Raw genomic sequence first — 20,345 nt, forward strand, 5'->3', positions numbered from 1 at the left:
TTGACTCTTATTTTTTAAACAATTCTATCTCGTCCAGCATTATCATAGCTTTTTTGTTTTTTCGTTTCCTCCAGACGGGAAGTTCCTTCTGGTTTTCTGCGACGATTTTAATTTTGACAAAACTACTGAAGATTGGATTTCTAATTTCCCATGATTTTGTTGTAATTTCGTAGTCTTCTGTTAAAATGTCACAAATTTGATCGTTTATAAGCTCCCATTTTTGATTTTTGAAACCGTATATTTTGATGCTTTTGGGGGTGAAAATCCAATGCCTATGGTCGCTTAGGAAATTTAATTTCAGCGTATTAAAAGTAAGATTTTTGGTTACGATTTCAATTTCGGGATTCGTTTCATACCATCCAATCCAGTTACTATTGAAATCTTTGTAACCTCTGTTTCCGTCGACTAAGCCATAACTTCCTTTACCTTTAAATTCAGCTGAAGGAGGTGTTATAAAGGTAACTTTTAAATCCTCGCCCAAATGAGTGGTTGTATTTTTGCAAATTTCAATCCATTCTTTATAATAATTATCCGGAGAAAGCCCGTCTTCACTCAATTCGTAAATTCCAAATTGATTGCAGGATTGGGCGAATTTTAAAACTCTTTCTGTTAAACCTTTTTTTACTTCTTTCTCTCCTTTGGAATTTACGATAAACATACCGTGTTGGTTTTTCCCGTAAAATTTGGCTTGCTCAAAATAGACAAATTCTAACGCCAGTCGCAATTTGTGAACACGTGAATTTAAAACGGAATCATTTTCGACGGCTGTAAATGCCTGCTCGAGTAAATGATCGTATTGGTCCATAGCTTCCGGAGTTAGGAAAGTATTTCGGGCCTGAACGGGACCTGAATAGATGTCTAAGTAAGCTTTGCTTTTGTTTTGATTGGCTTCCAGCAGGTCAAGGTATTTTGCGACAAAGGGGGCAGCTTTTCCGTAAAAACCTCTGAAAAAGTCGGCTGTTACGGCTTTCACATCAATATCGGTATTCCATATTAATTTGGCGAGAAGATATTGTCGCAATTCCGAAAAATCTCCGGGAACATCAGCATAGCCCTGCACGAATAATCCTTTTACTTTGTTTTTTTTAAAGAGCTTATAGTTGTCCTGAAAAGATTCAAAATTAGGAAAGGGTGACATGAAATTAGAGAACTGTACGGTATAATCCCATAAAAACAAGTGTGGTGAAGTTACGCTCCAGTTTTCTAAATTTTTTAAAAATGAAGGAGAGTTCTGATTGGTAATGGGTTTGCCGCGATCCAGTTCGATTGGGCATAAAATAGTATAAATGTTGGGTTCTATTTTTAAATTTACAGGAGGTTTGAAAGTATGAAGATAGGCCAGGGTTGTAATTTTTGTTTTAGGAAAGTGAGCTGCAATTTTATTCAGAAAATAATAAAAAGAACCTTGTGGACCACCATATTTATTGTTGATGGCTTTGCATTCGGTACATTCACAATACACCACGTCATCATTCTGGCTTACCGAATAAAACTGCGCATTAGGAGTTTTTGCGATAATTTCGGCCATGTTTTTCTCAACCAAGCGTACGACAGTATCATTGGTCATGCACAAAGATTCCGTATTTCGTTCGTCTTCGTACAAAGCAAAAAGTTTAGGGTTGTTTTTAAAATACTCCTTTGGCGGAACAAGGGTGCTAAAAGAATGTCCCCAAAGGCCAAAATCGTCAATATGCCAATCGAGTTTGTGCCAGTCTCTGAAATCTTCATCATAACAATCGGGATAAAACAAAGCTCTGTAATCAAAGGAAGGCTGGTAGGTTTTAATAGTGTTTTTTGCAAAGGTAAATTGAGTTATTTTCGGAATGTAGGTTTCTGTAGCTGTGAATTTTCGAAATTCCCAGATTTCCAATAGAGTATAAATAGCATATCGCAGGTATTTTTGATTTGTAGCAGTTACATAAATTGATTTTGAATCACTTTTGATGATGAATTCATTTACTTTAAGTTTTTTGTCGTTAGCAATTTCCAGAACTATTTCGGAGGCAGTGCTTTCTTTTTTACTTTCAGATACAATTTGAAATGGCTTTGAAATGGCTTTGTCAAGATACTTCTTCAGGATTCCTGCCGCCGCCTGAGTATTTTCGGCTGTCGCAATAATCTTGTTTTGATCGGATATTATAATTTCAGATTGTGCCATCATCTTAAAGCTAAGCAGGGTGAGTAGAAAAAATGGAAAATAAAGAGTTTGCTTTTTTTTCATACGATTTAGAATTTATATTGCAGTATAAAAGCAAAATCAAGTTCGTTTTGAAATTTCTTCGGGCTGTATTCTTGTTGATTGTCCGTGATTAATAGACCGAAAATATAATGGGTTTTGATTAATTTATAAAAACCGGCACTTAATCTGTAAGAGCTTAAAGCCGCTCTGTTTTGATATTCTACTGATCTGGTCTGGTCGTCCGGTGAAGTTCCGTAACCCGCAATTACAGTAACATAATCAAATTTAGTTCCGTAATAGTAACGCGAAGTCAGAGTTAACGAAGTGCCTTCTTTTTGAATATAGGATCTTAAATTGACCCAATAGGAGCCAAAGTATTTCCCCAGGCCTACATTTAAGGTTTTTAAATTGCTGTTGTCCTGCATTTCGATGAAGCGAAAGCCTAAATCGGCTTCCCAGCCTTTGTTGAAATTGTAGAAATAGGAGTAGCCCAGTCTCCATTCTGGAAAAGCACTGTCTTTGCTGTAGGCAACATCGATATAAGAGTAATTGTTTTTCTTTCCCGAAAGATAGGATTCTACTTCAAACTGAAGTCCGCTGGCCATAACCAGATTGGAGGACAGTCTTTTTGCATAACTGACTCTTCCTATTACGCTTCCCCAGGTACGTTGCCGCATATAATCGGTACTTACCAGATGCCAGGGGCCGACACCGTCACGATCAATTGTGGTGTAGTTGTAGTAAGTACCTGCACGATCGATATTAGTTTTAGAGTATAAGGTAAAAAGACGCTGTTCGATGTCGGCATCATGGGGGTATTTTGCCCGAATCGATTTTAGTTCTTTTTCTTCATTTTTAGTGTCGTTTTGCAAAGAATAAATGGAAATTCTTTTAAGTCGGAAGTTTTTATTATCAGGAAACAACTCAATGGCTTTATCGGTTAAGTCCAGAGCATCGTCATAATTTTTGACTGCTAAATCCATATTGATCAGATAGAGATAGGCATCTTCGTATTTTGGGTTTTTATCTATCACATAATTGTAATAAAACCGGGCACTGTCTTTTGCTTTTGTCAAGTCGTAATTTCGTCCCAGTACAAGATAAAAATCAAGATAATTCGGGGCCAGTTTTTTGCCTAATAAAGCTCTTTGAATATTGGCCTTATAATTTGGACGGATGCTTTTCATGTCTTTGATGACTACAGTCAAAAGACTATCCGTATCTATTTTTTGTCCTTTAACCGTTTGAAAGGCTAATAAAAAGAGGCAGATAAGCAGTTTTACAAAATGTATATTTTTGTTATGGTTCATAATCCCATTATTTTTTAGTTGGACTTGCATATCCTTTTCGAATCATAACGCCCCAGTTTTGTTCTTTTCTGCGGAAGAAGAGCCAGTAGCCTTTTAATGAGGCATAAATCGTTACAGGATGGTAAACAAAAGGTTCAATAGCAGCCATTCCGATAAGAATCATTAGTTCTTTATAATTTGCATAACTTTTATACAGTATTTCATCGATTAATATGGATATTATAGTAATGGAGAGGTAAAATAAATAAACCAAAAGGCTTATGATAAGCAGGTACTGGTAATCGATCATTCCAAATATAAAACTTGAAATCAGGGTTAGAATACCAACAAATTCGACGATCGGAACCAAAAATTCAAAACTAAAAAAGTACGGTAACACTAAGAAGGCGGTTCGTCCGTATTTTGGATTTAAAAACATTTTTCGATGCAGTTGTAAGGTTTGCACCAATCCTCTTGCCCAGCGGATGCGTTGCCGTAAGAATATTTTTCTGGTACTTGGAACTTCGGTCCAGCAAAGTGATTCGGGAATGTATTTGATTAAAAACTTCTCTTTATTGTCGTGCATGTATCTGCGCATTCGTGTCACAAGTTCCATATCTTCACCCAAAGACTGGTGCCAGTATCCGCCTGCTTTAATCACAATATCTTTATCAAACATACCCAGACCTCCCGAAACCAGTAGCAAGCCGTTTAGCTGACTCCAGGCCATTCTTCCAAAGATAAAAGAACGTACATATTCTAATTCCTGAAAACGTGGATACCATTCTTTAGGATAGTGGACTTTAAACAAAAAACCTTCCTTTATTTCACAGGAGTTTGAAATCCTGATTCCGGCGCCACAGGCAATCACACGGGTTTCGTTTTCCATGAACGGTTTAGCCAGTTTTAGAATAGTATCTCTTTTTAAAATACAATCCACATCGGTACATAAAAATAATGGGTATTGCGAGGAGTTTATTCCGGCATTTGTAGCGTCGGCTTTGCTTTTTCCGTTTATCTTGTCTACAATCAGTAGTTTTGAATAAACGGGATTTTTTGATTTATAGTGTCCGCGAACGGGTTGTGTGGCTATTTTTTCCTGGTAATAAAAATCAATTTTAACCAGATCAAATTCTGCAATAAGTTTTTCGAGTGTATCGTCAGAACTTCCGTCATTGACAATAATGATTTCGTATTTTGGATAGGTTAAAGAAAGGAGGGATTTGACATTGTAAACAATATTTACGCCTTCGTTAAAAGCGGGAGCTACAATAGAAACGCCTAGTATGTGGTTGGAACGAAGTAAAACCTCCTCATCCAGATATTTTTGATATTTCAAGTGTTTTATAATTGCCCAATAGGATAAAACAGAGAGGAATATGTAGAACAAAATATATCCAACAGAAAAATAGGCGACAAAAATATCGTAACAGCGAATCATATGAGATAGAAAATCCGGAATCATAGTTGTAATTTTCTAATGTGATTAATCATTTTTTGCGTATCCTTATCTTGTGTTCCTATTACATCCAAACGAACAGCATTAAGATTGTTTAAAGCCGATACCATTTTTAATTTAAGGTCCTTGATTTCTTCTTTTGGAATTTGGGTATTTAAAAACGAAATTGTTTTTTCAGACCCTATTACAGCTAGCGCGTCCAGAATTTCTAATTGTATTTCGATGTTCTCCTGTTCAAACTGCAACAGTAAGTCACTTTCGGCTTTGTATAGGTATAGATCCCGAATGGCGATGATAACATCTGTCCTTAGACTTTTATTTTCATGTTTGAGTAATTTAATGATCTCTTGTGATTTGTTTCTGTAATTGTAAAAGACCATTGTCATTACTGCTAATTTCAGAATAGTAGGATTGTCGGATTCGATCCAATTGTCTATTTCCGGTGGAATTGGGATGTTTTGGGAATGCAATACATCCATTATTTTTATTGTAGTGGTAATAGATACTTTTACAGGAACTTTGTTCACCGCCTGCCAGTCGCCCTGAGTTAAAATCAGGTAAGCAACATTGGCATTTGACCGAATGATTTTATTGGGATGAAACAGGTATTTCTTTAAAAGTGAAATTCCCGGTTTGTATCCCAAGGCCTGAAAATGATAAATACCATCACATTTTTTATACTTTCTGAAGTCCCGAAGTAAACTTGCTGAATAATGATTTAAGTTCAGCTGTTTGTAAATAAGAAGAATGTTTTTGGCTGTTTTTCCTTTTAAGTTGCTTTTCATCCGAATCATATCTTCGATCAGCATGTTTTTGCACCAGTTTTTATGAATGGGAATTTCGGATTTAAACTTGGCAATTTTATATTTTAGTATGCTTTTCTCCGGTTTTGAGAGTGTAATCTCAGTCAGGAAAATTTCAGATTTTCGTATAATATGATGTCTGTAAGGTAGCGTGTATTGATAATGAATTCTTTTGAGTATTAAGGCAAGTGCTAAAGCTAAACTTGTAAATACAAATAATGGGATGGCGTAGTGTTTTATATAACCTATAAAATGCTCCATAAATATTGCTTTATAGAGTGAAATTACGAAAAAAAACAGAATAAAGCTAATGAAAGGTTGCTTTACCGGGCTTAGAATCCTTCAAAAACGCCCAATCCGAAAAGAGCAAAGTCGTATTTTACCGGATCGAGCGGATCCATTTTTCGGAGTTTCAGGTCAAGTTCTGTTAAGGCCTTTCCGTCATTTTGTTTTCGGGTTAGGATCCCTAGTTTTCGGGCTACATTGCCGGAATGTACATCAAGCGGGCAGGACAATACAGCAGGAGAAATTGTTTTCCAGATTCCTAAATCAACACCTTTTGTATCCTGACGCACCATCCAGCGCAGGTACATGTTGATTCTTTTTGCAGCCGAATTGTTTAGCGGATCTGAAATGTGTTTTTGAGTTCTCGGTAAATGATCGATCTCGAAAAATATTTTTTTGAATTCGCTGATGCTTTTCTGCAGACTATCGGCTTCCTGATTTTTGGCAAAAACCGCTTCCAGGCCATTGTGGTTTTGGTAAATATGACGTAGTCCTTTTATAAAACCTGAAAAGTCTTTTCCGTTAAAAGTGCGGTGTACAAAATTTTCAAGACGTTCCAGATCTTCATCCGAATGCGACATCACAAAATCATAAGGAGTATTTCCCATTAACTCCATCATTTGATGTGAGTTCCGGATAATCATTTTACGATTTCCCCAGGCGATCGTTGCGCTTAAAAAGCCAGCAATTTCGATGTCTTCTTTCTGAGTAAACAAATGAGGAATCTGCACAGGGTCACTGTCGATAAAATCGAGATTGTTGTATTGAATTACTTTTTCGTCCAGGAATTCTTTGAGTTCTTTTTGTGTCATAATTAAAAGGAAAGATGCTAATGGATTGTTGTGGAGTTCTTAATTGCTAATTAATCCGTCAACCATTATTAACTTTCTGTCGGCCATATTAGCCAATTCTTCATTGTGGGTTACAATTACAAAAGTTTGTCCAAATTCATCGCGAAGCTGGAAGAACAACTGGTGTAAATTTTCGGCCGAATGCGTGTCCAGATTTCCCGAAGGTTCATCGGCAAAAATAACATCGGGTTTATTGATTAACGCTCTTGCGACAGCTACTCTTTGCTGCTCTCCTCCCGAAAGTTCATTTGGTTTATGATGTATGCGATGTGATAATCCCAAGTATTCTAAGATTTTTTTTGCTTCGTTTTCTGCTTCAGCCTTAGGTTTGTTGGCCATATAAGCCGGGATACAAACGTTTTCCAGCGCCGTAAATTCAGGTAATAATTGGTGAAACTGGAAGATAAAGCCTAAATTTAAATTTCGGAAATTAGACAATATCTTGTCCTTTTTGCTCTTCTTTTTAAAATAACGGTTCAAATAGATGAGTACTGACAAGATAGGCTGCGAGAAAGCAAAAAGTGCGACATATTCCAATAAATCATCCTCATTTTTAGTTCTGAAGAAGACTAGATAAACCAATAATAAAATGGAGTACAAAACGCCAATCCACGATACAATTTTGAATCTTTTTTCCTCTTTTGAATTGTCCGTTTCAGTGTCCTGCAATTTTAACACATTTTCTCCATTGATAGTCAGGGAAGAGGCAGCATTTCTTTCAGGTTTGTCTAAGGTTCCTAAAATTTGTAAGAGCGTTGTTTTTCCTGCACCTGATGCGCCAACAATTGAAACAATTTCTCCTTTTTTAATGTGTAGATCGACTCCTTTTAAAACTTCTAATTTGTCGTAAAACTTATGTATATTTTTTGCGTGGATCATTTTGAAACTGTTTCTACAAAGAAACAAAGATTCTTTCGATATAAAAATGCAGCTAACAGAATTTTAAGAACAAGTTTTTAAGAGCAATATCAATGATAATATCAATGACAATGACAATGACAATCTCAATTTTGTGGAATTGGAAAAAGCTAAGAGAACAAAAAAAAATCACTACTAAATAATCGGCCTGGTTTTTGGGAGAAGATTGAAGGATATGCTTTTTGGTAATGAAAAGCGTTGAAAAGGTGGGAATTAAGAAATAAATTACGATCAAAAAATAAGTTAGTTTTAAAGAATTCTTTTTAAATTCGAATTTCTAAATACGATGAAAATGCAGGAAGCCAATGTAATACATGATGATAGAACAAAGAAACTCCTTTTGGGGCTGATTTTGGATGGAATAGGAATGCTAACCTACAGTATACTGGGGGTTGCAGAGATTGCTGATTTGATCTGGGCGCCAATAGCGGCTTTTATCATGATCAGAATGTACCCGGGAAGAGTAGGGAAAGTAGCAAGTGTACTGACTTTTGTGGAAGAAATACTTCCGGGAACAGACATTATTCCCTCCTTTACAATAACCTGGATTTACACTTACTTTTTTCAAAAAGGAAGTAAGGAGCAATCTTAAATCTTTTTAATCGATTTTGTACTTTTTAAGGTAAGTTAAGATTTAGGCTCTTTATCTTTAAACAAGAATCCCAGTCCCATATTTTTAAGCATTTTCTTTTCAAAATTCCAAAAGAAACGGAATTGCCCAAACAGTGTACCAATGGCGACTAATAAAACCTGATAGATTGGAAAAATAATCAGCAATCGGATCAAAGTAAACCAGCCTCCAAAATCTTCTTTGGTAATGCCTAGTAAAACGCAAAAGGGTTTAGACAGCCATGCAGATGCCGATCCTGTGATGGCAAAAACAATTAGTATTATAATGGCTTGTACATTTGAGGTAATACCCCAACGTTTCTTTAGTCTGTTCATTCTTTATTTGTAACGATTACAAATATAAGAACATTATCTTATAGGAACATAACCTGCGAGCTTTTGTTTGTGTGTATTTTGAAAATAAATCATATAGTTATAAATCAGATAATTTACTTCGTAGCCATAATGAATCGTTGGCTGGTAATCAATCCTCATTTCATATAAATTAGGGTCGTAACGTTGTGGTTGTAAAACACGATTGTTCCATTCTGTCACGTACAAATTATTCTTGTTTTCGAGATAAGTTAACGAATAATAATTTCGCGGAAGTGCTCTCGAAGCCAGCCAGGTACTAAAACCATTATCGATGATGATAACCTCATATTCTAAAGAATCATTGGCAATTCGTACCGTATCATTTACAGCAGCATTTGGTTTAGAGGATGTTTTTGCAGAAACAGTATTTTTTGAAGCTGTTGAGCATGCTATTATCGTAAACAGAAGGACTAGTATAAAAAGATATTTTTTCATAATTTTTGTTTGAACCCTAAATTTACAAATAAATGAGGAAAAGGTTTGGAGATTTAACAGTTTGTAAACAAAGGTTCAAAGGTTCAAAGTCGCATAGGTTTAAAAGGTTTGTTGTAACTTAGTTCTATAAAAGAGAAAAGTCTGTTTACATGAATGTAAACAGACTTTTTATTGCTTTGGTTGAGACCTGTGGACCTTTGTAACTTTGAGCCTTTGTCCCTCAAAAAGAAACTATTTCCCAAACAATTTCCCTAGTAAACCGCCAAGACCTCCGCTTTTGGTGAGTGCCATTGCATCGGCTACGTCTACTTTTCCGTCGTTATTTTGGTCGAGGCCAAACTGCATTCCGTATTTATTGATGGTATCCATGATGCCAGAAGCCTGTCCGCTGTTTCCGGAGATTGAGCTTATAATATCTGAAATATTAAAACTACTGTCGTTTGGATCTTTTGCTTTGTTTACTAAAGAACTCAAAACCTGTGGAATCATGCCTGAAGCGACACCAGCTGAATCGGCGCTGCTTAATCCGAATTTTTCACCAAGACTACCGCTCAATTGCTGTGTTATTTGCTGTACAACAGGATTAGAACTGTCTAACTTTGAAGTTCCGTTGAATAAGCCTGCCAATTGTTCTGCACCTCCTTCTGAAGCAATTTTTTGCAATCCTGAAAATATTGAAGAACTAGTTTCTTGTATAACCGCTTCATTATGCTCATTTGGGACAGCAGCATTGTTTACCACTGCATCTCCTCCGTATTGTTGTACTAATTGTGTTAATTGTTCAAACATGATTAAAAGAATTTAGGTTAGAATTTAAACTCAAATTTAATCAAAAAAAGAAAGGGATTTATTAAACGATGTTAATAAATCCCTCCTAAATAATTTATTTTTAATTCATTAGCTTAGTAAAGAAATAATTTGTGAGGCTAATTCTGTACCAATTCTGTCTTGTGCTTCATCTGTAGCAGCTCCAATATGTGGTGTCAATGAAATTTTAGAGTGCATTAAAATAGCCATTTCCGGTTTTGGTTCACTTTCAAAAACGTCTAATCCTGCAAATGCAACTTTTCCTGAATCTAAAGCTTTTAACAAGGCTACTTCGTCGATAACACCACCACGGGCACAGTTTACGATTCCAACGCCATCTTTCATAATCGCCAGTTCTTTTTCTCCAATGATATATCCATCCTGAGCAGGAACGTGTAAGGTGATAAAATCAGCTTCTTTGAATAAAGACTCTAAAGATTGAGAAACGATAGTAGTAGTGATAGACTGACCGTCGAAAAACTCCACTTTAACGTCTACAGAAGGAATAAAGCTATCTGCAGCGATTACTTTCATTCCTAAACCAAGTGCCATTTTTGCAGTAGCCTGACCAATACGTCCAATACCAACAATACCAAGAGTTTTTCCTCTTAATTCGGTACCGTTTGCGTACGCTTTTTTCAGTCCGTCAAAGTTAGAATCTCCTTCAAGAGGCATATTTCGGTTAGAATCATGTAAAAAACGAACACCGGAAAATAAGTGTCCAAATACCAATTCAGCAACAGATTCTGATGATGAAGCAGGTGTATTGATAACATGGATTCCTTTGCTTTTTGCATAATCAACATCGATGTTGTCCATACCAACACCACCACGGCCGATAATTTTTAATCCCGGACAGGCATCGATAATGTCTTTACGAACTTTGGTAGCACTACGTACTAAAACCACCGCTACATTGTTCTCGTTTACAAAATTAGCTACTTGTTCCTGAGCCACTTTTGTAGTAATAACTTCAAAACCACCTTTTTCTAAAGCAAGAATTCCACTTTTTGAAATTCCGTCATTGGCTAATACTTTCATCTTAGTTTATGTGTTTATTCGTTTATTTGTTTAATCGTACAGATTAGATGATAAACATATATTATAATTTTTTCTTTTTCTTTAGAAGCTAATCCCGCTATCCGTTGTGATCTTTTTTGTTTTTAAAGAAAAAACAAAAAAGGATCTCCACTTCTATCGGGGCTAGGAATTCTGTGTTCAGTTCCTGTTTTTGGCAAACTGCGAACTAAAAACTGCGACCGTAAACTAAACTTTAGTCTCCAAGGCTTTCATTACATCTACTAAAACCTGAACGCTTTCGATAGACATTGCATTGTAGATTGAAGCTCTGTAACCACCAACTGAGCGGTGCCCCGGTAATCCTGAAATTCCGGCTTCTTTCCATAAAGCATCAAAAGTAGCAGTATGATCGGCATTGTTTAATAAGAAAGTAACGTTCATTTTAGAACGATCTTCAACCGCTGCAGCACCTTTGAACAGTGGATTTCTGTCAATTTCGGCGTAAAGTAAGTCGGCTTTTGCATTGTTTAGCTTTTCAACAGCAGCAACTCCTCCTTTTTCTTTGATCCATTGTAAGGTTAATAGCGAAACATATACGGCAAAAACAGGAGGTGTGTTGTACATGCTCTCTGCTTTAATATGTTTAGCGTAATCTAACATACTAGGAATTGTTCTTCCGCTTTTCTCCAGTATTTCTTCTTTGATCACTACCAAAGTAGTTCCTGCAGGCCCCATATTCTTTTGAGCACCAGCATAGATTAAATCAAATTTAGAGAAATCCAGTTCACGTGAAAAAATATCAGAACTCATGTCACAAACCACAGGAACGTTAGTTACCGGGAATTCTTTCATTTGAGTTCCAAAAATAGTATTGTTGCTGGTACAGTGAAAGTAATCAGCATCACTTGGTATTTCGTATCCTTTTGGAATATGGCTGTAATTGTCTTCTTTTGAAGAGCCAACGATAACAGTTTCTCCAAAAAACTTTGCTTCTTTTATAGCTGCAGTTGCCCAGGTTCCGGAATCTAAATAAGCTGCTTTTCCGTTTTCTTTCATCAGGTTATATGGGGCCATAAGGAAGGCTGTGCTTGCACCACCTTGTAAAAATAAGGCCTGATATCCTTTTCCCTGAAGTCCTAATAATTCTAAAGCAAGGGATCGGGCTTCTTCCATAACGGCAACGAAATCTTTGCTTCGGTGCGAAATTTCAAGAATAGAGAGTCCTGAATCATTAAAATCTAAAATTGCTTTTGAGGCTTTCTCAAAAACTTCCTGAGGTAAGATACTTGGTCCTGCGCTGTAGTTGTGTTTTTTCATGGTTGTTGTTAATAGTCGAAAAATTTAAAGACGCAAATTTCGGCAATAGGACCTGAAAAAGCGATAAATTATTCGAAATATTTGCACATATTTTTACTTTGTTGTTAACAAAAACGTTATAGTATCTATGTTATCTGCGTAATCCCACAATCGTGGTTTTTGGGTTTGCCCGAAAGGAATGCTGTTTTGAGTTAAGTCATGGCTCACGATGCATTGAATTTGCTCAGAATCAGTCTCTAAACGAGCTTGTAGGTTTTCGATATTTTCATAGAATTCATAAAATACGCTCGAAATAGGAGAGGCGTAACTTGAATCTTCTTTTAAAGTTAAAAAGCCATTGTCTAACAATTTGAAATTACTCATCAAAAATACGGCTTTGTTGTAGTCGTAATTGTTAGCATATTTTTCATAATGAATGACATCCTGATACTTAAAAATAGCCTGAAAAAAGGCATCAAAAGAATATCCTTTTGGAACAAAAAGTTTGGATACATTGCGGCATCCCAGACCGAAGTATCTGAAAATATCTTCCCCCAAAGCTTCTAATTCCTCATGAGTTTCTTTTCCGTTTAAAATCGCAACCGAATTTCTGTTTTTACGAATGATCGATGGCTTGTCTTTAAAGTAATATTCAAAGTAGCGGGCAGTATTGTTGCTTCCGGTAGCAATTACCGTATCAAAATTTTCTAGTTTACCTTCCACGAAAGTGATCTTATCTTTTAGATTTTCATCAGTAAAAATCAGGTATTTGGCTAAAAAAGGCAATAAGTGCTGATCGTTTGAAGAAGTTTTTATTAAAGCCTTATTTCCAGTGATTAAAACCGATAAAAAGTCATGAAAACCTACTAACGGAATATTTCCTGCAAGGATCAAGGCGACCGTTTTTTCTGTTTTTTCCGTTTTTTCGAATTCTGATGCATAAGCGGAAAGCCATTTTTCAATATTCTCTTCTGTCAAAGCTTCGGCCCAGGAGTTTATGGCAAAATACACTTGCTCAGGTGTATACCATCCATTGTGAGACTGCGAAAGGTTAATCAGTTTTATGAAATCATCAAAAAACAGGTCATTACCTAAAACCGATTCATTTCGTGTGTTTTCTGCTTCAGAGAACTGACTTAAAAATCGACCTAGTGCTATAAAAGACTGTTTTTTTTCGTTTTGTAACATAAGTAATTTGTTTATGAAAGGTTTTGATTGTAATTTTGCACAAAAATAAGCTATATTAAGTTATAAGGCAAAGCAGAATAAAATGTTTGACATTTTTAACGTAATTCTTATAATTTTTAACTCGTAACTAAGAACAAAATGGCAATAATTATAACTGACGAATGCATAAACTGTGGGGCTTGTGAACCAGAATGCCCAAATACAGCAATTTATGAAGGAGCTGACGATTGGAGATACAAAGACGGAACCAGTCTTTCAGGAAAAATAATTTTACCGGATGGAACTGAGGTTGACGCAGGTGATGCGCAAACACCAATTTCTGATGAAGTATATTATATCGTTCCGGGAAAATGTACCGAGTGTAAAGGTTTTCATGACGAACCTCAGTGTGCTGCTGTATGTCCGGTTGATTGTTGTGTGCCAGACGATAATCACGTTGAAGACGAAGAAACTTTGTTGAACAGACAGGCGTTTTTACACGCGGAGTAATTATTTTCTGTTTTAGATAATAAAAGAAATCCTGAGTTTGCACTCAGGATTTTTTTATGCCTTCATTTGCCAGGTCTGGTAAAGTTGAACTTCTTTTTCGACTTAGCTTGCGAAGATAATATGGTGTTTGAATTTTTTAAAAATTAAATCCAAGTCTCGCATAGTAGTAAGCTCCACTGAAACCCATCTGTACAGCATCCCAGTAACCACCTGCTTCAGTGTTTCCTAGCTCGTCTTGTTTTGTTGGGTAAACGTTGAATAAGTTATTGCTTCCAACACTTAATTTTAGGTTTTTCGTTAGTTTGTAACCAACGGTTAAATCTGTAATTAATCTTGGATTGTATACGTCGTTTTCATCGGCGTAGTCTACTAAGACGACTTTACTAAAACGGGTGAATGCTAAACCGGCATCAAATTTATTTTTAGCATAGTTTAGATTTAAACCAAATTTGCTGTCCGGAGCCGAAGACAATAAGAATGCTTTTTCACGTCTTCCAAAGAAAGTACCTTCGTCTAAGGTTCCATTTTTTACATTATCAATTTTCATATCATTGATGTTTCCAACCAAAGTGGCACTAAACAGTGATTCTCCGAATCTTTTCTTCCAGGCCAGAACTAAATCTAAACCATGAGTGCTGGTATCTACACCGTTAACAAAAAACTGTGCTTTGTCGACACCAAGATTTAAAGGAGTAGCATCAAAATATCCGGTAAGAACGATACGGTCTTTTACCTTAATATAGTAGCCATCAACTGTTGCTGTGAAATCACCAAAAGAAGCAGTGAATCCCAATGAAGCATTTACCGCTTTTTCTTCATTTAGTTTCTGAATTCCAAAAGCTTTGGTAACAGGGCTGTTGTTTGGTGCAAGTAAAACTTCGGTGGCTCCTCCTGCATTAAAATTTGTAAAACGTAAGTTGTAATAAATTTGTGCCAACGAAGGGGCACGGAAACCGGTACTTACAGATCCTCTAAAGTTAATGTGTTTTCCGGCTTTTACCCTGGCGGCTAATTTACCGTTTAAAGTGCTTCCAAAATCACTGTAGTTTTCAAAACGAACGGCGGCACTTAATAAAAAGGCTTCTGTAATGTCCAGCTCAGCATCTGTATATAAAGATAAGTTGGTGCGGCTTTTGTCTACGGTATTCAAAGGGCTGTATCCCGGAAAACCTTGTGATCCTCCCGGTCTGGAAATTGTTGGGGAAGAAGTTGGGTCTGTAGGATCGTAATCCGGATTTGGAATTGTTGGTGCACTTTGTGTTGTAGGATTGGTTATAGGTCTGCCGTTAGTGTCGTAAGTAGCATAAGAGCCTTCTTCTCCTGAGAAAATGGTGAATTTTTCGGTTCTGTATTCTGCTCCAAAAGCAAGATTTAAGCCGTTTAATACAGAATCGTAGTTTTTAGAAAGATCAAAGTTGGTTGTGTTTTGGGTCAGACTGTGTCCTCCTGCATCAAATTCTGTTGGAGATTTGTCTTCTAATGAAGCATTTATAGTTCCTTTGATGTAGTAATGAAAAAGGTTTTTACCATAAGTATTACTAATGTCAATATTCCATCCGCTGGCGGTTTTAGTTCTAAATCCTGCTGCCAGAGAATTATCGATAATATTAGAGGTAATTCTAGGGGTGTAGCCACCCGGATAAACCGATTCAACAACTCTTTCTCCTCCGTTTCGGGTAAAAGCATAAGCGTCTGTATCTCTGTAGTTGCGACCTCCAAAAGCATAAAACTGAGTTTTTTCGGAAACGGGGATTGCTAAATTTCCAAAAAGATTAAAACTCTGAATAGAAGCATCTCCAAAACCTTTTCTAAAATCGTAAGCAGGTCTTAATGTTTTGTTTTTATTGATGTACTCCGTGGTGAAATTGGCATATCCGCCTTTTTCACCAATTGCAACTCCATAGTTGGCAGCTACTTTTACAGATCCGCCGTCAAAAGACTGATTTTTACCATAAGAATTTCCATTGCCGTTTTGGTCCAGTCTGAAGTTTTTGGTATTTGGAGTTCCTTCCAGGAAATCGCCTTTTGCATTGGTATTAAACACACCGTAGGTTACAGATCCTGTTAATTCGTCTACATTGTCATTTAGCACAATATTTATAACGCCGGCAATAGCGTCAGAACCGTATTGTGCTGCAGCGCCATCTCTAAGAATCTCAATTCTTTTGATAGAAGTGGCCGGTATTGCATTTAAATCTGTTCCTGTATTTCCACGTCCACGTGTACCAAATAAATTAATTAGTGATGATTGATGTCTTCTTTTTCCGTTAATCAAAACAAGTGTCTGATCTGGACCCAAACCTCTTAAAGAAGCAGGATCTACGTGATCGGCACCATCAGAACCGGATTGTTTGTTAGCATTAAATGAAGGAGCAACATATTGCAGTAACTGATTGATTTCTAGTTTACCACTTTGAGTCGTGACGTCCTGCACATTAATAACGTCAATTGGAACAGCCGAATTTACAACAGTTCTTTTTGTATTTCTGGAACCTACAATGACAACATCGTTCAGAACCTGACCTCCGTTTTCGTCTAATGTAACATCGGTTTTACTGTTTGAGGATGATTTTTCTACATTTGTATAACCTACGAAACTAAAAATTAATACGGCGCCTTCTTTAACTTTTATAAGATAACCGCCTTCAAAATTGGTAGATACGCCATTTGTGGTTCCTTTTTCAAGAATATTAACTCCGGGTATCGGATTACCTGATTTATCCTTTACAACTCCTGATATTTCTTTTTGGGCAAATAGAAATGCTGTGTTAAATAGAATTATTAATAATGCAATCTTTTTCATAGTTACTTGAGTTTGGTTTATTTATTCTTGTTGGTCTGTTATAAAAGTAACTATTTTTAACAAAAAATTAATAAAAAGTTTAATTATTTTTAAGACAGGGCTCTAAAAAACATTAATCGTCATTTTTACTTCACTTGCGAGCTATTAAATCTTATATTTGCAAAATTTTAAAGCCAAAAAATAATATTTTGGCAGAAATGCTAAGTGAATACGTAAATTATAACCTGTTAAAAGTGATTCCTGCATATTAAATTAGGAAGGACTCAAAAAAACAGGTTGACATAAAAACAAATAGAATCAACAGATGAAAGCAGGAATTGTAGGATTACCAAATGTTGGAAAATCAACATTATTTAATTGTTTATCTAATGCAAAAGCGCAAAGTGCTAACTTTCCGTTTTGTACAATCGAACCTAATATTGGGGTTGTAAACGTTCCGGATCCAAGAATTAACAAATTAGAAGAATTAGTAAAACCAGAGCGTGTACAAATGGCAACCGTTGATATCGTTGATATCGCAGGTTTGGTAAAAGGTGCAAGTAAAGGAGAAGGTCTTGGAAATCAGTTTTTAGGAAACATTAGAGAGTGTAATGCTATTATTCACGTTTTGCGTTGTTTTGATAATGATAACATCGTTCACGTTGACGGAAATGTAAACCCAATTCGTGATAAAGAAACGATTGATATAGAACTTCAATTGAAGGATTTAGAAACAATCGAAAAACGTCTGGAAAAAGTAAAACGTGCAGCCAAAACCGGAAACAAAGAAGCTCAGACAGAAGAGGCTTTGTTAAACCGAATCAGAGAGGCATTGTTACAGGCAAAATCAGCCAGAACCATTATTCCTCAAAACAATGACGAAGAGGTTTTAATGGAAGCGTTTCAGTTGATTACTGCAAAACCGGTATTATATGTTTGTAATGTTGACGAAAGCTCTGCTGTAAACGGAAACAAATATGTAGATCAGGTTCGTGAATTGGTAAAAGATGAAGAAGCTGAAGTTATTATTCTTTCAGTAGGAGCAGAAGCTGATATTACAGAGTTAGAAAGCTACGAAGAGCGTCAGGTATTCCTTGAAGATATGGGATTGACTGAGCCGGGAGCTTCGGTATTAATTCGTGCAGCTTATAAATTATTAAAACAACAAACTTACTTTACGGCTGGTGTAAAAGAAGTACGTGCCTGGACAATCAATATTGGAGCTACAGCACCACAAGCTGCTGGAGTTATTCATACTGATTTTGAAAAAGGATTCATTCGCGCAGAGGTAATTTCATACGAAGATTATGTGCATTACGGTTCGGAAGCAAAAGCAAAAGAAGCTGGGAAATTCAAAGTTGAAGGAAAAGAGTATATCGTAAAAGATGGTGATGTAATGCATTTCCGTTTTAACGTTTAATCTTCTTAGAAAATAGAGTAAAGATTATAGAAAATAGAGGAAACTGCTGGAGGAATTCAGCAGTTTTTTTATGTTTTAAAGAATTTGGAAAATTTTGGCTTAAAAATTGGTTACAGGAAATTTAACCAATTACTAATCTAAAATCAATCAACCAAAATGCTAAAAAAATCATTCAAATTTCTGGGTTGGACTCTTTTCGGAATTTTTACCTTCCTTGCATTGTATACTACATCAGTTCTTATTATTTCAAAAATCACTGTTAATTCTGATGTCACGGAAGTGAATGAGAAAGATGCGATTCCAATTTACATCCTTTCAAACGGAGTTCATACTGATATAGTAGTTCCACTTGTTAATGAAGTGAAAGACTGGCGAAAAGAAATTCAGTTTAGTCAGACACAAGCTAATGATACACTGGCAACATTTGTAGCTTTTGGATGGGGTGATAAAGGTTTTTATCTATATACGCCGGAATGGTCAGATTTAAAAGCGAGTACAGCTTTAAAAGCAGTATTTGGAGTAAGTTCGTCAGCGATGCATACCACATTTTTCAAACAGTTAAAAGAAGGAGAAGATTGTAAACGTATATTGGTTTCAAAAGAAAACTACCAAAAGTTAGTAGTTTATATTTCAGAAAGCTTTAATAATCCCACAAACCCAGAGTGGATTAAGGGTTATAGTTACGGAAGCAAAGATGCTTTTTATGAAGCTAAAGGAAGTTATAGCCTTTTTTATACTTGTAACACTTGGGCCAATTGTGCCTTGAAGGCAGCCAATCAAAAAGCAAGTTTGTGGACGGTTTATGATAAAGGGATTTTTTGCCATTATCAATAAAAGGAGAAAAGCTGTCTTGTGAGCGTGTAGTCCCTACGGGACAAAAGCTTTGGGTGATTAGGAATGTTGCCAATATTGAATCACTACGAGATATTTTTTAATTTTAGATGTTATTATTGTGTGGTTTAACGAGACAAAGATCATGGTTGATTACAAATGGCAATAACATTTAGTTTCTATAAAATAAACTCCGATAGGAGTTAAATTTCGGTAGAAAAAGAATTAGATCCCATTGAAAAATGTCCCGTAGGGACTATATGTATTTCCATATGAAATTTTATAGGTAAGAGGGATACATGGTAAAAATGTAAAAATTGTCTGTAATACAGGAATTTAATCGTTTAATTATTCTTTAAATTTGAAAGAATATCAAAAAAACGAATCTTGTGGAAAAGCAAAATATTTTATCCAAAACCTGGTATTTACTGAAAACCACTTTTTTAGAGTTCAATGACGACAATGCAATCAAACTTAGCGCTGCTTTATCGTATTACACCATATTTGCACTACCTCCTTTATTGATTATCATTATAACGATTTGTGGTTTCTTTTTTGGAGAAGAGGCGGTAACAGGTGAGTTGTACGGACAAATAAACCGATTAGTAGGTAACGATGCTGCGATTCAGATTCAGGATGCCATCAAAAATGTACAATTGACGGATAGTAATGTTTTTGTAACGATTTTTGGAGTTGTGATGCTTTTGATTGGTGCTTCGGGGGTTTTTGCTGAAATACAGAGTTCTATTAATTTTATCTGGGGGCTGCGTGCCAAACCCAACAAAGGCCTAAAAAAGTTCATTCAAAACCGAATCATGTCTTTCTCTATGATTGTTTCTGTTGGTTTTCTAATGCTAGTGAGTTTAATGTTAAATGCTGTTTTAGATCTCTTAAACTCCAGACTCAAAATATATTTAGAAGATAGCATGGTGTATTTATTTTATGTCATAAATTTGATAATCGTTTTGGTAAGCATCACATTGCTTTTTGCAATTATATTCCGAACTTTACCAGACGGGGTTATCAAATGGAAAGATGCTTTTATTGGGGCCGGGTGTACAGCGGTTCTTTTTTTGATTGGCAAATTTGCGATTGGATTTTATTTAGGAAATTCAACAATAGCGAGTGTTTACGGTGCAGCCGGATCGGTAATAATTATTTTGGTCTGGGTGTATTATTCGGCAATCATTTTGTATTTTGGAGCTGAGTTTACCAAAGTGTATGCCAAATCATTTGGAGGACAAATTGCTCCAAACGAATACGCTGTAGAAATAAAAAAAGAGATTTTTGAAATTAAAAAATAATACCA

Annotated in this window: 17 protein-coding genes and 2 pseudogenes; 5 read left to right on the top strand and 14 right to left on the bottom strand. The window is 35.9% G+C overall.

The window, feature by feature from the left end; translation table 11 throughout:
• Positions 1–7: 7 nt before the first annotated feature.
• From OGZ34_RS12480 to OGZ34_RS22420, 7 genes and pseudogenes are all read right to left on the bottom strand, one after another.
• Entirely contained in the window at positions 8–2,221 is a 2,214-nt protein-coding gene (locus OGZ34_RS12480) for a DUF4838 domain-containing protein (RefSeq protein ID WP_263360403.1), read from the bottom strand.
• A 5-nt stretch (positions 2,222–2,226) separates the two neighbouring features.
• The gene (locus OGZ34_RS12485) at positions 2,227–3,489 is read right to left on the bottom strand and encodes a YaiO family outer membrane beta-barrel protein (RefSeq protein ID WP_263360404.1); all 1,263 of its coding nucleotides are present in this window, start codon (positions 3,487–3,489) and stop codon (positions 2,227–2,229) included.
• Positions 3,490–3,496: 7 nt separating this feature from the next.
• The gene (locus OGZ34_RS12490; protein WP_263360405.1) at positions 3,497–4,807 is read right to left on the bottom strand and encodes a glycosyltransferase family 2 protein; all 1,311 of its coding nucleotides are present in this window, start codon (positions 4,805–4,807) and stop codon (positions 3,497–3,499) included.
• A 122-nt stretch (positions 4,808–4,929) separates the two neighbouring features.
• The gene (locus OGZ34_RS12495; protein WP_263360406.1) at positions 4,930–5,991 is read right to left on the bottom strand and encodes a HEAT repeat domain-containing protein; all 1,062 of its coding nucleotides are present in this window, start codon (positions 5,989–5,991) and stop codon (positions 4,930–4,932) included.
• Between the two features lie 71 nt (positions 5,992–6,062).
• A complete protein-coding gene (locus OGZ34_RS12500; RefSeq protein WP_263360407.1) occupies positions 6,063–6,827 on the bottom strand; it encodes a TIGR02757 family protein in 765 nt (254 codons plus the stop codon).
• Between the two features lie 39 nt (positions 6,828–6,866).
• A pseudogene (locus OGZ34_RS22415) lies at positions 6,867–7,316 on the bottom strand (ABC transporter ATP-binding protein); the annotation flags it as partial.
• Positions 7,317–7,523: 207 nt separating this feature from the next.
• A pseudogene (locus tag OGZ34_RS22420) lies at positions 7,524–7,745 on the bottom strand (ATP-binding cassette domain-containing protein); the annotation flags it as partial.
• A gap of 331 nt (positions 7,746–8,076) precedes the next feature.
• On the opposite strand from OGZ34_RS22420, the gene OGZ34_RS12510 reads away from it, so the two are divergent.
• Entirely contained in the window at positions 8,077–8,376 is a 300-nt protein-coding gene (locus tag OGZ34_RS12510) for a hypothetical protein (protein ID WP_373321430.1), read from the top strand.
• Positions 8,377–8,411: 35 nt separating this feature from the next.
• On the opposite strand, the gene OGZ34_RS12515 is transcribed toward OGZ34_RS12510, so the two are convergent.
• The 6 genes from OGZ34_RS12515 to OGZ34_RS12540 all read right to left on the bottom strand — a co-directional run bounded on the left by OGZ34_RS12515 (position 8,412) and on the right by OGZ34_RS12540 (position 13,514).
• Positions 8,412–8,729, bottom strand: coding sequence for a DUF6787 family protein (locus tag OGZ34_RS12515; RefSeq protein WP_173966776.1), 318 nt, complete (start codon positions 8,727–8,729; stop codon positions 8,412–8,414).
• A gap of 33 nt (positions 8,730–8,762) precedes the next feature.
• The gene (locus tag OGZ34_RS12520) at positions 8,763–9,203 is read right to left on the bottom strand and encodes a DUF6146 family protein (RefSeq protein WP_263360409.1); all 441 of its coding nucleotides are present in this window, start codon (positions 9,201–9,203) and stop codon (positions 8,763–8,765) included.
• Positions 9,204–9,434: 231 nt separating this feature from the next.
• Entirely contained in the window at positions 9,435–9,992 is a 558-nt protein-coding gene (locus OGZ34_RS12525) for a hypothetical protein (RefSeq protein WP_173966774.1), read from the bottom strand.
• A gap of 108 nt (positions 9,993–10,100) precedes the next feature.
• Entirely contained in the window at positions 10,101–11,051 is a 951-nt protein-coding gene (locus tag OGZ34_RS12530) for a D-2-hydroxyacid dehydrogenase (RefSeq protein ID WP_173966773.1), read from the bottom strand.
• A 225-nt stretch (positions 11,052–11,276) separates the two neighbouring features.
• Positions 11,277–12,347, bottom strand: a complete 1,071-nt coding sequence (gene serC / locus OGZ34_RS12535) for a 3-phosphoserine/phosphohydroxythreonine transaminase (RefSeq protein ID WP_173966772.1) — start codon at positions 12,345–12,347, stop codon at positions 11,277–11,279.
• A 93-nt stretch (positions 12,348–12,440) separates the two neighbouring features.
• Positions 12,441–13,514 carry an acyl-CoA reductase gene (locus tag OGZ34_RS12540; protein WP_173966771.1) on the bottom strand — a complete coding sequence of 358 codons (1,074 nt, stop codon included), beginning with the start codon at positions 13,512–13,514 and terminating at the stop codon, positions 12,441–12,443.
• A 138-nt stretch (positions 13,515–13,652) separates the two neighbouring features.
• On the opposite strand from OGZ34_RS12540, the gene OGZ34_RS12545 reads away from it, so the two are divergent.
• Positions 13,653–14,003, top strand: coding sequence for a 4Fe-4S dicluster domain-containing protein (locus OGZ34_RS12545; protein WP_263360410.1), 351 nt, complete (start codon positions 13,653–13,655; stop codon positions 14,001–14,003).
• Positions 14,004–14,139: 136 nt separating this feature from the next.
• Here OGZ34_RS12545 and OGZ34_RS12550 read toward each other — a convergent pair whose 3' ends face one another.
• The gene (locus OGZ34_RS12550) at positions 14,140–16,806 is read right to left on the bottom strand and encodes a TonB-dependent receptor (protein WP_263360411.1); all 2,667 of its coding nucleotides are present in this window, start codon (positions 16,804–16,806) and stop codon (positions 14,140–14,142) included.
• Positions 16,807–17,110: 304 nt separating this feature from the next.
• Between OGZ34_RS12550 and ychF the strand changes: the two genes are divergently transcribed.
• From ychF to OGZ34_RS12565, 3 genes are all read left to right on the top strand, one after another.
• Positions 17,111–18,205: a redox-regulated ATPase YchF gene (gene ychF, locus OGZ34_RS12555; protein ID WP_173966768.1), complete on the top strand. Its 1,095-nt coding sequence runs from the start codon at positions 17,111–17,113 to the stop codon at positions 18,203–18,205.
• Between the two features lie 156 nt (positions 18,206–18,361).
• Positions 18,362–19,039, top strand: coding sequence for a TIGR02117 family protein (locus OGZ34_RS12560; protein WP_173966767.1), 678 nt, complete (start codon positions 18,362–18,364; stop codon positions 19,037–19,039).
• A 386-nt stretch (positions 19,040–19,425) separates the two neighbouring features.
• On the top strand, positions 19,426–20,340 hold the full coding sequence (locus tag OGZ34_RS12565; protein WP_263360412.1) for a YihY/virulence factor BrkB family protein: 915 nt from the start codon (positions 19,426–19,428) through the stop codon (positions 20,338–20,340).
• Positions 20,341–20,345: the final 5 nt, after the last annotated feature.

Origin of the sequence: Flavobacterium collinsii, assembly GCF_946903285.1 — a bacterium.
In the GTDB taxonomy this organism is placed as follows: domain Bacteria; phylum Bacteroidota; class Bacteroidia; order Flavobacteriales; family Flavobacteriaceae; genus Flavobacterium; species Flavobacterium collinsii.

What these genes read in the sequence shown, in the direction of transcription:
- OGZ34_RS12540 (WP_173966771.1), bottom strand. Translation starts at nt 13,514, where the DNA reads ATGTTACAAAACGAAAAAAAACAGTCTTTTATAGCACTAGGTCGATTT.
- OGZ34_RS12550 (WP_263360411.1), bottom strand. Translation starts at nt 16,806, where the DNA reads ATGAAAAAGATTGCATTATTAATAATTCTATTTAACACAGCATTTCTA.
- serC (WP_173966772.1), bottom strand. Translation starts at nt 12,347, where the DNA reads ATGAAAAAACACAACTACAGCGCAGGACCAAGTATCTTACCTCAGGAA.
- ychF (WP_173966768.1), top strand. Translation starts at nt 17,111, where the DNA reads ATGAAAGCAGGAATTGTAGGATTACCAAATGTTGGAAAATCAACATTA.
- OGZ34_RS12515 (WP_173966776.1), bottom strand. Translation starts at nt 8,729, where the DNA reads ATGAACAGACTAAAGAAACGTTGGGGTATTACCTCAAATGTACAAGCC.
- OGZ34_RS12510 (WP_373321430.1), top strand. Translation starts at nt 8,077, where the DNA reads ATGCAGGAAGCCAATGTAATACATGATGATAGAACAAAGAAACTCCTT.
- OGZ34_RS12560 (WP_173966767.1), top strand. Translation starts at nt 18,362, where the DNA reads ATGCTAAAAAAATCATTCAAATTTCTGGGTTGGACTCTTTTCGGAATT.
- OGZ34_RS12485 (WP_263360404.1), bottom strand. Translation starts at nt 3,489, where the DNA reads ATGAACCATAACAAAAATATACATTTTGTAAAACTGCTTATCTGCCTC.
- OGZ34_RS12500 (WP_263360407.1), bottom strand. Translation starts at nt 6,827, where the DNA reads ATGACACAAAAAGAACTCAAAGAATTCCTGGACGAAAAAGTAATTCAA.
- OGZ34_RS12530 (WP_173966773.1), bottom strand. Translation starts at nt 11,051, where the DNA reads ATGAAAGTATTAGCCAATGACGGAATTTCAAAAAGTGGAATTCTTGCT.
- OGZ34_RS12525 (WP_173966774.1), bottom strand. Translation starts at nt 9,992, where the DNA reads ATGTTTGAACAATTAACACAATTAGTACAACAATACGGAGGAGATGCA.
- OGZ34_RS12480 (WP_263360403.1), bottom strand. Translation starts at nt 2,221, where the DNA reads ATGAAAAAAAAGCAAACTCTTTATTTTCCATTTTTTCTACTCACCCTG.
- OGZ34_RS12545 (WP_263360410.1), top strand. Translation starts at nt 13,653, where the DNA reads ATGGCAATAATTATAACTGACGAATGCATAAACTGTGGGGCTTGTGAA.
- OGZ34_RS12495 (WP_263360406.1), bottom strand. Translation starts at nt 5,991, where the DNA reads ATGGAGCATTTTATAGGTTATATAAAACACTACGCCATCCCATTATTT.
- OGZ34_RS12520 (WP_263360409.1), bottom strand. Translation starts at nt 9,203, where the DNA reads ATGAAAAAATATCTTTTTATACTAGTCCTTCTGTTTACGATAATAGCA.